General features: G+C 65.7%; 13 protein-coding genes. 3 read left to right on the forward strand and 10 right to left on the reverse strand.

All coding sequences use genetic code 11. The features are described 5' to 3' along the window. Positions 1-7: 7 nt before the first annotated feature. The gene (gene rfaE2 / locus WBN73_RS08745) at positions 8-1,576 is read right to left on the reverse strand and encodes a D-glycero-beta-D-manno-heptose 1-phosphate adenylyltransferase (protein ID WP_337340215.1); all 1,569 of its coding nucleotides are present in this window, start codon (positions 1,574-1,576) and stop codon (positions 8-10) included. A 110-nt stretch (positions 1,577-1,686) separates the two neighbouring features. On the opposite strand from rfaE2, the gene WBN73_RS08750 reads away from it, so the two are divergent. After that, the gene (locus WBN73_RS08750) at positions 1,687-2,853 is read left to right on the forward strand and encodes a glycosyltransferase family 9 protein (RefSeq protein ID WP_337340214.1); all 1,167 of its coding nucleotides are present in this window, start codon (positions 1,687-1,689) and stop codon (positions 2,851-2,853) included. Here WBN73_RS08750 and WBN73_RS08755 read toward each other — a convergent pair. Genes WBN73_RS08755 through WBN73_RS08785 form a run of 7 tightly spaced genes read right to left on the reverse strand, consistent with a single transcriptional unit; the run spans position 2,819 to position 9,624 of the window. Next, positions 2,819-3,514 carry an SDR family oxidoreductase gene (locus tag WBN73_RS08755; RefSeq protein WP_337340213.1) on the reverse strand — a complete coding sequence of 232 codons (696 nt, stop codon included), beginning with the start codon at positions 3,512-3,514 and terminating at the stop codon, positions 2,819-2,821. The genes WBN73_RS08750 and WBN73_RS08755 overlap by 35 nt on opposite strands. A 58-nt stretch (positions 3,515-3,572) precedes the next feature. Continuing rightward, the gene (locus WBN73_RS08760; protein ID WP_337340212.1) at positions 3,573-4,976 is read right to left on the reverse strand and encodes a PfkB family carbohydrate kinase; all 1,404 of its coding nucleotides are present in this window, start codon (positions 4,974-4,976) and stop codon (positions 3,573-3,575) included. After that, a complete protein-coding gene (locus WBN73_RS08765; RefSeq protein WP_207595716.1) occupies positions 4,973-5,656 on the reverse strand; it encodes a D-sedoheptulose-7-phosphate isomerase in 684 nt (227 codons plus the stop codon). Before WBN73_RS08765 ends, WBN73_RS08760 begins: the two co-directional genes overlap by 4 nt. Further along, the gene (locus tag WBN73_RS08770; protein ID WP_337340211.1) at positions 5,656-6,924 is read right to left on the reverse strand and encodes a glycosyltransferase; all 1,269 of its coding nucleotides are present in this window, start codon (positions 6,922-6,924) and stop codon (positions 5,656-5,658) included. The genes WBN73_RS08765 and WBN73_RS08770 overlap by 1 nt, the downstream gene beginning before the upstream one ends. Beyond that, complete coding sequence (locus WBN73_RS08775) at positions 6,921-7,988, reverse strand: glycosyltransferase (RefSeq protein ID WP_337340210.1); 1,068 nt, start codon at positions 7,986-7,988, stop codon at positions 6,921-6,923. The genes WBN73_RS08770 and WBN73_RS08775 overlap by 4 nt, the downstream gene beginning before the upstream one ends. Then, on the reverse strand, positions 7,985-9,073 hold the full coding sequence (locus WBN73_RS08780) for a glycosyltransferase family 9 protein (RefSeq protein ID WP_207595713.1): 1,089 nt from the start codon (positions 9,071-9,073) through the stop codon (positions 7,985-7,987). Before WBN73_RS08780 ends, WBN73_RS08775 begins: the two co-directional genes overlap by 4 nt. Continuing rightward, complete coding sequence (locus WBN73_RS08785; RefSeq protein ID WP_207595712.1) at positions 9,070-9,624, reverse strand: D-glycero-alpha-D-manno-heptose-1,7-bisphosphate 7-phosphatase; 555 nt, start codon at positions 9,622-9,624, stop codon at positions 9,070-9,072. The genes WBN73_RS08780 and WBN73_RS08785 overlap by 4 nt, the downstream gene beginning before the upstream one ends. 86 nt (positions 9,625-9,710) lie before the next feature. Here WBN73_RS08785 and WBN73_RS08790 point away from each other — a divergent pair, with 86 nt between their 5' ends. Beyond that, positions 9,711-10,661: a glycosyltransferase family 9 protein gene (locus WBN73_RS08790; protein WP_337340209.1), complete on the forward strand. Its 951-nt coding sequence runs from the start codon at positions 9,711-9,713 to the stop codon at positions 10,659-10,661. A 42-nt stretch (positions 10,662-10,703) separates the two neighbouring features. Here the strand turns inward: WBN73_RS08790 and WBN73_RS08795 are convergent, their stop codons facing one another. Next, positions 10,704-11,480, reverse strand: a complete 777-nt coding sequence (locus tag WBN73_RS08795) for a sigma-70 family RNA polymerase sigma factor (protein ID WP_207595710.1) — start codon at positions 11,478-11,480, stop codon at positions 10,704-10,706. Positions 11,481-11,613: 133 nt separating this feature from the next. Between WBN73_RS08795 and WBN73_RS08800 the strand changes: the two genes are divergently transcribed. Further along, positions 11,614-12,354 carry a GAF and ANTAR domain-containing protein gene (locus WBN73_RS08800; protein WP_207595709.1) on the forward strand — a complete coding sequence of 247 codons (741 nt, stop codon included), beginning with the start codon at positions 11,614-11,616 and terminating at the stop codon, positions 12,352-12,354. A gap of 37 nt (positions 12,355-12,391) precedes the next feature. Here the strand turns inward: WBN73_RS08800 and WBN73_RS08805 are convergent, their stop codons facing one another. Continuing rightward, on the reverse strand, positions 12,392-12,787 hold the full coding sequence (locus tag WBN73_RS08805; protein ID WP_337340208.1) for a DUF1761 domain-containing protein: 396 nt from the start codon (positions 12,785-12,787) through the stop codon (positions 12,392-12,394). Between the last annotated feature and the right edge of the window lie 42 nt (positions 12,788-12,829).

Consider the following 12,829-nt stretch of genomic DNA (forward strand, 5'->3'; position numbering starts at 1 on the left):
TCCTTCCTTAGGTTTGCGGACCGTCGCCCGTAGCGCGGATGCGCTCCAGCACGGCTGTTGTGGAGTGCTCGGCCACGTAGTCCAGGATGGTCACGGTGCCGCCATAGCGCTCCACGGCCACGGTTTCCTGGAGCATCTCCGGCGTGTAGTCGCCGCCTTTGGCGTAAATGTCGGGCTGCAGGAGTTCTATGAGCGGTATGGGAGTGGGGGTATCAAAAACGATGACATGGTCCACGCAACTCAGGGCAGCGATGACTGCCGCACGGTCAGCTTCATGGTTGACCGGCCGGTCCGGGCCCTTGAGCTTCCGCACCGAAGAATCGCTGTTCAGTGCGACCACCAGTACATCACCCAACTGCTTGGCCTGGTTGAGGTATCGGGTGTGGCCGCGGTGAAGGACATCGAAGCACCCGTTGGTGAGCACAATCCGCTTACCCTCCCTGCGGTGCTCCTCCACCTGCCGCGCCAACTCGGCGTCCGTCAGTGCTGTATCCGCAAAGCCCCGGAGGTGCTTGGCGAGTTCGTCGGTGGTGCATACGGAGGTGCCTGGCCGGTGGACGACAACATCTGCTGCAGCCTGGGCCAGATCCACGCTGGTGGTCAGCGGCAATCCGGCAGCACGGGCAATGGTCAACGCGGCCACGAAGGTATCCCCGGCGCCCGAGGCCTGTTTTTCCGCCTGGGGTCGCGCCCACGTTCGGTGGGTGGCCGGCTCCTGGGAGGTGCCGCCGGGGCGAACCGTCAGCGTGCCCTCCCGGTCCAACGTCACGACGACGGCGCCCGCACCTGAGGCGCGAAGGAGCTGGTCTGCGTGGGCTTCCACGAAGGGGCACCTGGCAGCGCCTCCGGGCAACTCGGTCCCAAGCAATCTGGCCGCTTCCTGGGCGTTTGGGGTTGCGAGGTCAGGTTTGAGGTCGGCCCACTGTCCGGGATAGTGGGCGTCCACTACCACCAGGATGTCCTGCCGAACCACTGCTGGGGTGGCTTGCCCGCCCTCACTCCCCGGCCCCAAATTTTCGAGAATGGCCTCGCGCACAGCTCCTTCCAAAGCACCCGCCCCGTAGTCGCAGAGGACCACGGCCGACGAGCCGGGAAGTGCTTCGGGAATGGCATTGGCCATGCGGCGGAGGCCTTCGGCCGGAAGGTCGGTTGCCGAGTCGTCCAGCCGCAGCATGACCTGCCCGCCACTGCTCACCCGGAATTTGGTGGTGGTGGTCATCGCGGGGTGCGAGACCACATGCGAGACGTCCACCCCTGCCGAGCGGAGCTGGTCAAGGAGCGTGCGGCCCGCCGGGTCCTCTCCGATCAGCGAAATGAAACGAACCTCCGCCCCCATCGCAGCGAGGTTCATCGCCGTGTTGGCGGCTCCTCCCGGGGCGAAGTCGCGGCGCTGGACCTGGACAACGGGAGCCGGGGCTTCGCGGCAGAACCGCTCAATGGTCCCATCCCACCAGCCGTCCAGTATGGAATCGCCGATGACCGTCACAACAGGACGTTCCTCGGCCAAGCGGCCTGGCAACCAGTCAGCCAGGCCTTCTTGATTGGCCAGGCCTTCTTGATTGGATAGGCGTGCCATGGGGTACCTTCCGGTTGGGCGACAGTTTCCTGTTCCCCTCAGGTACCCCGCGGCAGGCGCTTCACACGCCCGGCCCGGGAGTTTCCGCCACCCTGAAGAAGGAATTGCTCATGAATCTTCCTCCCAAGCCCGGCGTCGGTCCCGTGCTGGAAATGTTCAGCGACGTGAAGCGGATTGCGGTCCTCAGGGGTGGCGGCTTGGGCGACCTGATCTACACCTTCCCCGCCCTCCACGCCCTCAAGGAGGCCTACCCTGCTGCCACCATCACCGTCCTGGGCACACCGATCCACGCGGCAGTGGTTGCCGCGACGGAAGGTCCGGTAGACGACGTCGAAATGCTGCCAGTGACGCAGGGCGTCCACGACGGTCCGCGCAACGGCGAGCGCTTCGAGGATGATGCTGGGGACGTCGCGGCGCAAGAGGCCTTTTTCGAGGCCATGCGTGCCAGGAAATTCGACATCGCGTTGCAGATGCACGGCGGAGGGCGCTTCTCCAACCCTTTCCTGCTCCGCCTGGGCGCCCGGCATACCGTGGGCACGCGCACCCGGGACGCGGAACGGCTGGAGCGGAACCTTGATTACGTCTACTACCAGAATGAACCGGACCGCTGGTTGGAGGTCGCAGGCCTGGCCGGCGCTCCGTCGATCGTCGCCCCTCCCCTGCTCCCGACGCTGGAACATCAACGGAACATTGTGGGTTTCAAGGACCATCAGCGGACATCGTTGGTGGTGCTCCATCCGGGTGCCACCGATCCGCGGAGGCGGTGGCCGGCATCGTATTTTGCTGAAGCGGCGGCAACCCTAGTGCGGGAAGGTGCGCAAGTGTTGATTGTGGGCGACCGTTCGGAGAAGGCGCTGACGCAGGAAGTGTCCGAGCTCGCGGGCAGGCAACTGCCGGAGAAGCAGCGGCAGGCCGTGCGCTCCGTGGCCGGCGAACTGGAGATCGGAGACTTGGCGGCACTCCTGGGTGAAGCCACGGTGATGCTCGCCAGTGACAGCGGTCCCCGGCACCTTGCCCAGGCAGTGGGGACCCCGACGGTAGGGATCTATTGGGTGGGGAACGCGTTCAATGCGGGCCCTCGAGGGCGGGCCTTGCACCGCGTCCATATGTCGTGGGCTACGCAGTGCCCGCGCTGCGGAGTGGACGTGACCCAGGTGGGATGGACAGCACCGCACTGCGGCCACGACGACACCCTCATCGAGGGCATCGCCGTGGCCGACGTTGTTCAGGACGTGCTGGACCTTACGGCCACGAGCCTTCTTCTGCGGGGCAGATAAGCAGCTCACGGACTTCGCTGCCGAACGGCTGCGAGAGCGCGAACACCACTGCCTGCGCCACATTGGCGGGATCGTTCAGTTTGGAATCGTCCTGCGGCTTGTACTGCTCATCCCGATCATCGAAGAAGTGGGTCTTCATACCGCCCGGGATGATGGTGGTGACGCCTATGACTCCCCCGGTTTCGGCAGCCAATGCGCGGCTGAAGCCGATCACACCGAACTTCGAGGCGCAGTAGGCAGTGGCATCGGGCAGTGCCCTCAAACCCAGCGTGGACTCAATGGTGATGGCCCGTCCGCGGGATTCCTTGAGGTACGGCAAGGCCGCCCGGACTACGGACACCGTGCCCAGGAGGTTCACCCCAATGACCTTTTCCCATTCGGCGGCAGGGACATCGCCCAGCTTGCCGCAGCGGTCGATGCCTGCCGCGGTCACCACGCCATCGAGCCCGCCCAGGGTGTCGGCGGCCTCCTTGACGGCGGCTTCCACTGCTTTCCGGTTGGAGACGTCCACTTCCAGGGCTTTGGCCCCGGAGACGTTGCTGACATCGCGGTCGAAGACGAAGGGCGTGCCACCGGCGTCGCGGATGGCTTCCACGATCGCAGCGCCAAGGCCGGAGCCGCCTCCAGTGACGATGACGCGACCAGGTGTTTGCGTGTTCATGCGGTTCCTCTCGGTTGATCGGTGCTTGGGTGCTTGTTCTCAGCTGACGGTGTTGTTGTCAGCTGACCTTGGCCAGGGCTGCAGCCAGGCCGCTGGTGGAGCGTGCCGGATGGAAGGGCACAGTGACGCAGCGCCCTCCCCAACCCGCCACCAAGCGGGCTTCCGGCAATTCTTCGGGAGTGTAGTCGCCACCCTTGACCCAAATATCGGGCCGCAGTTCGGTGAGGCAGGCTTCGGGAGTGTCCTCGCCGAAGACCACCACGGCGTCGACGCATTCGAGTGCCAGCAGCAACTCCGCGCGGTCCTCCACGCTGACGATTGGCCGGTGTGGACCCTTGAGCCGCCTGACCGATTCATCGGAATTCAGGCAAACGATAAGGCAGTCGCCCATGCCACGCGCGGCGGCCAGCGTCCGGGCGTGACCGGCGTGGAGGAGATCGAAGCATCCGCCCGTGGCCACCACAGTGCCTCCTCCGGCCCGCACCGCCCGAGCCAGCTGGACACCATCCGGGTCAAAGTCGTCGGCTCCCACGAGTTCCAGACCTTTAAGCTCGACGACGGGGCCGGCGTCGGGCGCTTCGGTCACCACCGCCAACGCCGCCGCTCCACCCCCTGCCAGGAAGGCGGACGCATCCTCCACTGCCCGGGCGGCGGCCTGTGCGAGGTCCATCCCTGATCCCAAGTGCACGGCAAGGCTGCCGGCCAGTCGGTCGCCGGCTCCACAGGGGTCGCTGACGTTGGTTCTGGGGGCGGGGATACCCTGCGCGGCTCCGGCTGACATCAAGAGCGCCCCGTCCGCACCCCTGGTCACCAAAACGGCGCTACTTCCCCATCTTTCGAGCAGGTACCGGCCTGCTTCCTCGGCACCCGTGGACGGTTCCAGCCCGGCCGCCTTCGCTGCCGCGATGGCCTCGGCAAGGTTCGGCGTCACGACGGCGACGCCTTGCACGGGCTCGGAACCGGCAGGATGCGGATCCCACACCACGGGGACGTGGCGTACAGCATCGGCGAGCGCGGCACGGATCTCGGTGTTGGCGGTCATTCCCCGGCCGTAGTCGGCCACCACAATGGCTTCCGCCGAGGCGATGGCTGCGAGCATCTCCCCCGTGCTGGCGGGAACAGGGGCGGGGGCGCACCCTTCGTCGAACCGGACCATCGGGTGTGTCCCGATCCGCACCCGTGTCTTGGTGGGCGTGGGGGCGAGCGGGACTCCGGTGAGCACAGACACCCCGGACAGGGCGCGCTTGAGGTGGCTGGCGCCGTCGTCGTCCGATAGTGCGGTGACCAGCGAAACGCTGTGGCCGTCCTGGGCCAAGACGGTGGCCACGAGCCCGGCGCCTCCTGCACGACGCCGGATGTCGCCGACGTCCACCACCGGTACCGGCGCGTCGGGGCTGAGCCGGGTGGCTGCCCCGTTGATGTCAACGTCCAGAAGGACGTCGCCTACGACTGTGATCCTCATGGTTGCCCCGCCCCGAAGGAGCTTGAACCTGCGCGCTGGGCGACCTCGGCATCGAAGGCCCGGCACACTGCATGGATTGCGATGAGGTGGCCTTCCTGGGCGTTGGCGGCGATGGCGTCCACGGTGATGGCTTGATCGCAGGCATCGGAAAGGGGGTTGGGGCCCGGACCGGTGAGAGCCCACGTTGCGATGCCGCGTTCCCTTGCCGCACGGGCGGCTTTGAGCAGATTGGGGCTGCGTCCGCTGGTGGAGAGAAGGAGAAGCACATCGCCCGCCCGTCCATGTGCCCGGACTTGCCGGGCGAAGACTTCCTCGTAGCCGTAGTCGTTGGACAGTGCGGTGACGGCGGAGGACTCTGCGTGCAGGGAGATGGCGGAGAAGGGCGCGCGTTCTTCGTCGAACCTGCCCACCAGTTCAGCTGTCAGGTGTTGCGCCTCCGCAGCTGAGCCGCCGTTGCCTGCCGCCAGCAGTCGTTGTCCGGAGAGCAGCCTGGTGGCGAGTTCGGTTCCCCATGCGGACAGGCGCCCGGACTGCGAGCGCAGCGACTCCAGCGCTGGCAGGACGTTGTCCAGGTGTGTGGTGACTTCAGCGGTGTGGGTAGGGTCGGTGACGTTGGGTACCCAGCGCGCCTGGACAGTGGTCGAGGTGCTGGACCCGGTGGTCGCAAGGCCTTTGATCATTACAGCGCCGTTCCTTCCAATGGTTCCAGGACTTGCTCGGATTGCCGGGACAGCCCGGCCGCCAGGACGGATCGGTAGGCTTTCTCGGTGTCGGCGGCAACGCGTTCCCAGGAGTAGCGGGAGCGTGCCCGGCGAGCGCCCGCCCGGCCCATGTCGGCGCGCAGCTCCGGGTCGGCCAGCAGCTTGCCGAGTGCCTCGGCGAGGGCTTCCGGATCACGCGGCGGGACATGCAGCCCGGTCTTTTGGTCGACGACGGTCTCCCGGAGTCCGCCCACTGCAGCCGCAACCACTGGCACTCCGCAGGCCATGGCCTCCAACGGCACAATGCCGAACGGCTCGTACCAAGGCGCACAGACCACGGCGTCGGCGCTGCGGAAAATGCCGGGCATCGCATCGCGTGGAACCTGCCCGCGCATGGTCACTTTGTCCTCCACCCCGAGTTCCTTCGCCAACGCATGGAGCCGTTGGGCTTCCGGGTCTTCCTCAAGTGTCAGGGCGTCGCCGGAGCCACCAACGATCAACAGCTCCACGTCCTTGAAGCCTGCCTCAGCGAGGATCGGGAGGGCCTGGATCACCGTGTCCACACCCTTCCGTTGCACGAGGCGCCCTACGCTCAGGATGCGATGCGCCCGTGACTTGGGTTCGGCGTCGGAGGTTCCCGGGAACAGCGTGAGGTCCACGCCGCAGGGGGCAATGGAGACCTTGGACCGGCTGATGCCCAGGGCTTTGAGCTCGAAGACCTCGTCGGGGCACGTGGCGATGATCCAGTCAGCCGTGCGGCCAACCCAGGGTTCCAGCCACTCCCTGGCCGGCGGGCTGGTGTCTGCGGACCCTTGATGTCGGCGTTTCACCGAACCCAGGGCATGGAAGGTCTGAACTACAGGCACGGGGTCTGGTGCTCCGGCGCGCCGGGAGGCCTGGATGGCTGCAAGGCCGGACATCCAGAAGTGCGCATGGACCACGTCCGGCAACTGGCCGGCCCAGTCCGCGCAGATCCCGTCCGCCAGCGCACCCATATACGGCAGCAACCCGTCCTTGGGAATGCGGCGGGCAGGGCCGGCGTCGACGTGGACCACGGTGAGTCCCGGACCAACCTGCACCTTTGCGGGCAGGTCCGGATCGTCGCGCCGCGTGTACACCGTGACCTGGTGGCCGCGATCGGCAAGGCTTGACGAAAGCGCGGCCACATGGACGTTCTGCCCGCCGGCATCAACGCCTCCCAATGCAGCCAGTGGGCTGGCGTGTTCGGAGACCATGGAGATTTTCATGGGTGCGTCCTCTCAGTGTCATGGCTGGCTTCTGTGTCATGGCTGGCGAAAGCCGTGCCGGGTTGCGGACGGCTTCCTCCGTGGGTGTGCTGGGGCAGGTCGGCCAGGAGTTCGTCCCAAGCCCGAAGAAACCTACCGAGTCCGTAGCGCTGCAAGGCGGCCTCACGGGCGATGATCCCCATGGCGTACGCGTCGTCGGGGTCGTCCAGCAGCCGCCGGGCGAACTTTTGGAGGTCGTCGACGTCGTTGGAGACGAGGCCTGCGCCATGCGGTACGGCGCGGCCCGCCTCGGTGGTGTCCAGTGCCAGCACCGGCATGCCCAGATGCATGGCTTCCAGCAGGGCCAACCCCAACGACGTCCACCGCAACGGATGCAGGTACAGGCGGCAGCGTGCCAGTTCCTGATGGAGTTTGGGCGCCTGCACGTCACCGGCAATGTGGAGCCGTTTTTCGCTAAGACCGAATCCCTTGAGATTCAGTGCTTCCGGCAACGCCTCCGTCCCCATGCCGAACACCCGCAGCGGACCCACGCCGGCGAATCCGGGCAGGAGGTCGGTTCCCGTGACACGGCCACGCCTGACGGGTTCGTTGATCACCACGCCCATCTCTACCTGTTCGCCGGTGTACAGGTGCCCGGGGTCGGGGATGCCGTGCTCGATCACCGTGGTGGCCGCCGAGCCCGTGTCCCAGAAGAGCTGGTTGAAATGGGTCACATGGACCACCGGGATGCTGCCCTGGTCCGCCAAGGGATGAAGCGTGAACGGGACGTCGCCCTTGGGTGTGTTGTGTTCGAGGTAGACGGCTGGGAGGTCGTGGCCCGGGCGCCGGCCCAGCGTGCGGGCCACCGCAGTGATCTCCTCGGGCCGTTGGAGGACGACGGCATCTACGCTGTCCGGATCGAGCGTCTCCAGGTCAACTTCCCGGGCGGCAGCAGGCCATTCACGGCCCCCACGCCCCAAACCCCACGCGCCGCCGTCGGACGATGTTGGCAGCAGGTACTCATGCCGGCCACGGACGAATGCCTCCATCCATCCGCCGTGGACATGCCACACCAGGATCCTCATGGTTTCCACACCTTCCGACGAGTGGACAGTGACGACACGCCTCCCAGGAGCCTTTCAACAGCTTCGACAACCTGTTCCGGGGATACCGAGCTCAGGCAGGGATGCCCGGGAACAGGACAAATGCGTGCGCGGCTGTTCCTGCAACCCGCTTCCTGGTCGCCGAGCAGCTCCAGCGGAACGCCGTAAGGTGCCCAGCGGATCGCAGGGACAACGGGTGCGAACAGGCAGACCACCGGCGTACCCACCGCTGCAGCCAGATGGGCGGGACCTGTATTTCCGGTCACCACGACGGCGGCACCGGCAAGTACCGCTGCCAGCGTCCGCAGGTTGGTTCCGCCGCCGAGGTTCCTGGCCGAAGGTCCTGCCACCGTTGCGGTGAGGGACGTTTCCCCGGGACCTCCCGTGACCACCACACGATGCCCGTATGCTTCGAGCAGTTCCACGGTGGCGGCGTGGTGGAGGGCCGGCCACGCCCTGGCGGGTGCTGCGGCTCCCGGGTGGACCACGATGTACGGGCCACCTTCAGCCAGTTCGTCCGCCACGCCGCCCGGGTCCGACCCCGGAGTGATGCGCAGTTTCCCGTCGTCGCCGTCGGGAAGAACGTAGCCACCGGCCTCAGCGATGGTGAGGGCGCGGACCGCCTCCGGCTGGTCCTCGGGGAAGTCCTCGCCGGGTTTGAGCCGGACGTCCAGCAGGGAGCCTGCATAGTCCGTGGACGCACCCGTGATCTTCTTGACGCCTGCCAAGCGCAGGAGCAGTGCGAGCGGGAGGGGGGATTGGTGGAAGGACGTGAGGATCAGGGCTTCCTCGATGCGGGAATTGCGGACAAAGTCGATCAGCCGGCGGGCCGTCGCTTCGGTTGCAGGGGGTGCGGGGTTCACGATCCAGGGGCAGGCCCAGGTGTAAACCTCGGTGACTCCGGGCAGCATCTCCGCCGCGCTTGACCCTTCGGGACCGCAAAGCAGGACCACGTCGTTTGGGCGGCTGCCATCCGGCCTGTTTCCGTTGGCCACAGCACGCAGGGCGGGTCCTGAAAGGAGGACGTCGCCCATGCTGTCCAGGCGGGCTACCAGGATCCGGCTCATACAGGGGTGTCCTGTTCTTCCGGTACCCCGGAAAGAAGGATCTTCACCGCGTGGCCAAGATCCACGGCCACATTGGCCGCAGCCTCAATCTCCTCGTGCAGGGTGATCTCCGTGGGCACCAACACACTGCGGGCACCAGCTGCCGCGGCTGCGTCCATGTCAGTACCGATGTCGCCAACATAGGCAGCCTCGGACGGTTCGATCCCCAGGGCATGGCAGGCAGCCAAGATCATGCCTGGCGCAGGTTTACGGCATTCGCAGCTGTCCTCGGGCCCGTGCGGACATACTTGCCACACGTCAAACGGGCCCAACAACTGTTCCACCCGCTGGTTGACGGCATCCACCTGGTCCATCGACAGCAGCCCACGGGCAACGCCCGACTGGTTGCTGAGGACCCCTGTGGCAAGCCCTGCCCTGCGCACTTCTTCCAGCGCCGCAAGGGCGCCTTCCATGGGCCGCACCAGCTGCGGGTCGCCGTTGTAAGGCACGTCAACCACCAGCGTTCCATCGCGGTCAAACAGGACCGCCTTCAACGTTCCGGTTCCTCCCATACCCGCAACGTTCCCCGGTTCTCCGGACGCTAAACAGTGCGGCGCTGAGAAGTTTCGTGCCGCTAGACTCCTAGCGGGAGGCCACCATGAATACAGCTGAACGCAACGATCAACCTCTTTTGCTTGCCCTGCGCGCCTTGAAGCTCGGTGACCTTTTGGTCGCAGTTCCGGCGCTTCGAGGCCTGCGGCGGGCCTTTCCCGAACACCGCATTCTGTACGCCGCACCGGCCTGGATCGCCGAGGCCCTGGAACTGGTGGGCGGCATCCATCACTTGCCTACCCCGGGCCTCGACGACCCCCTGACCGTCCCGCACGGGGCCGTGGACATTGCCGTGAACCTGCACGGAAACGGCGCCGAGAGCCGCCTCCGGATCGAGGAACTGGGGGCCAACCGGGTGGTCGCGCACGAGGCACCCGGGATCGATGGGCCGGCCTGGACCTCGGGCTTGCCTGAACGCGAGCGCTGGACCCGACTGCTCAACTGGCACGGCATCGAAGCCGACCCCCTGGACTACCGGTTGAACCTCCCCGCTGTCCCTTCGTCGCGCCCGGGAGCCACCGTGATCCACGTGGGCGCGGCTTACGGCAGCCGGCTGTGGCCCGTGGATCGGTTCGCTGACGTGGCGGTGGAACTCGCGGGAGCCGGGCACGACGTAGTGCTCACTGGTGGCGCGTCGGAGCGCGGGCGCGCTGAGCAGACAGCCGCGTTGGCGAAACTCAAAGGAGCAAACCTCGACGACGGCCTGCTGGCCGGGCGGCAAGGCCTTGCCGAGTTCGCGGCCACCATCGCCGAAGCGCGGTTGGTGGTATCCGCCGATACCGGCGCAGCGCACTTGGCGTCCGCCTATGGGCGCCCGTCCGTGGTGCTGTTCGGCCCCGCCCCCGCGGAAGAATGGGGACCGCCGCCCGGACCGCACAAGGTGCTGACCGCCGTCGAACTCCGCCGCGGTGATGTGTTCTCAGCCGATCCTGATCCGGCGCTTTTGGCCGTCAGCGTCCGCGATGTTGTGGACGCCGTGGAGAGGCTGGGCACATAGGGACCCTCTTCCGGCGGTAACGCGGGTTGTAATCATCGGATTCTAGGGGGCAGTCCCGTCCTGCAAATGGGCTTGTTCGTCCAGCAGTTGGGTTTGAAGGGAAACCAGGATCTTGGACAGCTTGCGCGATACCTGCATTTGCGACATCCCCAGGGCCTCGGCGATGGTGGACTGCGTTTCCTCGCGGTAGTAGCGGCGGTAGAGCAAGTGCCGGTCCTCGGCGCTCAGTCCGCGGATGGCGTTGCGGAGAGCCAGCACGTCCTCGAGGCGGTCCGTGGGGCACCCGAAAGCCGAAAGCGAGCCTTGGAGGCCCTCGCGGCCCTCGGATACTGGAGCATCCAGGGAATCCGGGCGTTTGCTGGTGCCGGCCATCAGTGCTTCGCGCACCTGGCACGGCTCCAGGGCCAGGTCCTGGGCCACTTCCTCGGGCGTTGGCGTTCGTTGCAGAGTTTGGGTCATTTCCTCCGTCCGCGCCAGCACTTGGCGGCGGACATCCTGAATGGTTCGCGGAGGGCGCACCACCCAGCAATGATCGCGGAGGTAGCGTTTGACCTCGCCGGCGATCGTGGGCGCGGCGTAGGCAGGAAAACTAACGCCTTTTGATTCGTCATAACCCCGCGAAGCCTTGATGAGGCCCATGTATGCGACCTGCCTGACGTCGTCGAGGTCGTGGGTGTGGGCCGAGTACCTGGAGGCAATGGACTTGGCCAGATTGAGGTGGTCCAGGATCAGGCTGTCCTGAAAGCTTTGCTGGATGCTCCCTTGCGGTGCGTTGGCGGGGGGACGTGAGGGGACGTCAAAGCGTGGGATCTGTCGCATGGGGCTTCAATCCTCTACCTGCTGGTTAGGTGAGCCCACGGCAAGACTCTTTAAAAAGAGAAGCACACTTACTATTAGCTTTCAACGGGGTTAGGCTCAAAAGGTAGCCCCGTCCACCGAATCGGAGATTTACATGGAAGAACCACAACTCGCAGAGCCGAGTACGGTCCTGTCCGATATTCAGGATTTGCTGCTGGGCACGCCTGACGTCGAGGCGTTCCTTGAGGAGTTGGCCCGGCACTCAGCAAGTATCTTCAGCAGCCCTGACCACGAGGTTTACTGCGGAATTACGCTGATGCGTCACCGCACAGCCGGCACAGTGGCCAGCAGCAGCGAACGTGCACGGCAACTGGATGAGGTCCAATACGCGTTTGCCGACGGGCCCTGCCTGCATGCCTGCCGCGAGGGCACCCAGGTCCATATTCCCGACTTTGAAAAAGACGACACCTGGCCGGAATATAACGAGGCCATCACCGACCATGGCCTTCGTTCCGTGCTTGCGGTTCCCTTCCCACTGCCGGACGACACAGCCATGGCGGGTCTCAACCTGTACTCCGACCGCCCCAACGCTTTTGACCAGGCAGCCGTGCAGCGCGCCAACGACTACGTGGGGCAGGCCGCCAAGGGCCTTCAGCTGGCCATCCTGATTGCCCAGCACAGCCAAACCGCCGCCAACCTGCGGGCGGCCATGGAGTCCAGGACCGTGATCGACATCGCCACCGGGATCATCATCGCGCAGAACCGCTGCACCCAGGAGGAGGCGATGGAACTCATCAAGAAGGCCTCCAGCAACCGCAACGTCAAGCTCCGGGTGGTTGCGCAAGCCATTGTTGAGTCCGCCGGCGGAGGGCCGGTCCAGACGGTGTTCAAGTAGTTCAAGTAGTTCAACTAGTTCTTGTACCTACGTGGCGCTACCCCTGCATGGCTCCGATGATTGCGCCCATCACCGTGAAAGTGACCACGTTGTAGCTGCCGTTGATGGCAAAAAGTGTGAGGCTGCGGCGCTCGAACAGGTAATTAACACCCAAGGCTGTTGCCACCCATCCCAGGCCCGCGGCCAAGCCGGCAAAGGTCCCGAACATGAACCCGGCCCGGCCGATGAACGCAGCCAGAACAACGGCCATCACAGCCGCCAGGAGGAACGAGCCCACAAAGACGCGAGCCGTCCCGGACTTCAACTGTTCATCGCCCACCCCGGCCGCCTTCTGCCACGGTTTGGCGAACAGCAACGAATACCAGAGCCCACCCACTACGAACGTGGCCAACGCAGCCAACAACACAGCGAGCCAATTGATCTGAACGTCCATCAGTGTCCTCTCCAGGGTGAGCTGTTCCTGAATGGACAGTAC

It is taken from the genome of Paenarthrobacter sp. CCNWLY172 (assembly GCF_037402035.1).
Taxonomy (GTDB): Bacteria; Actinomycetota; Actinomycetes; order Actinomycetales; family Micrococcaceae; genus Arthrobacter.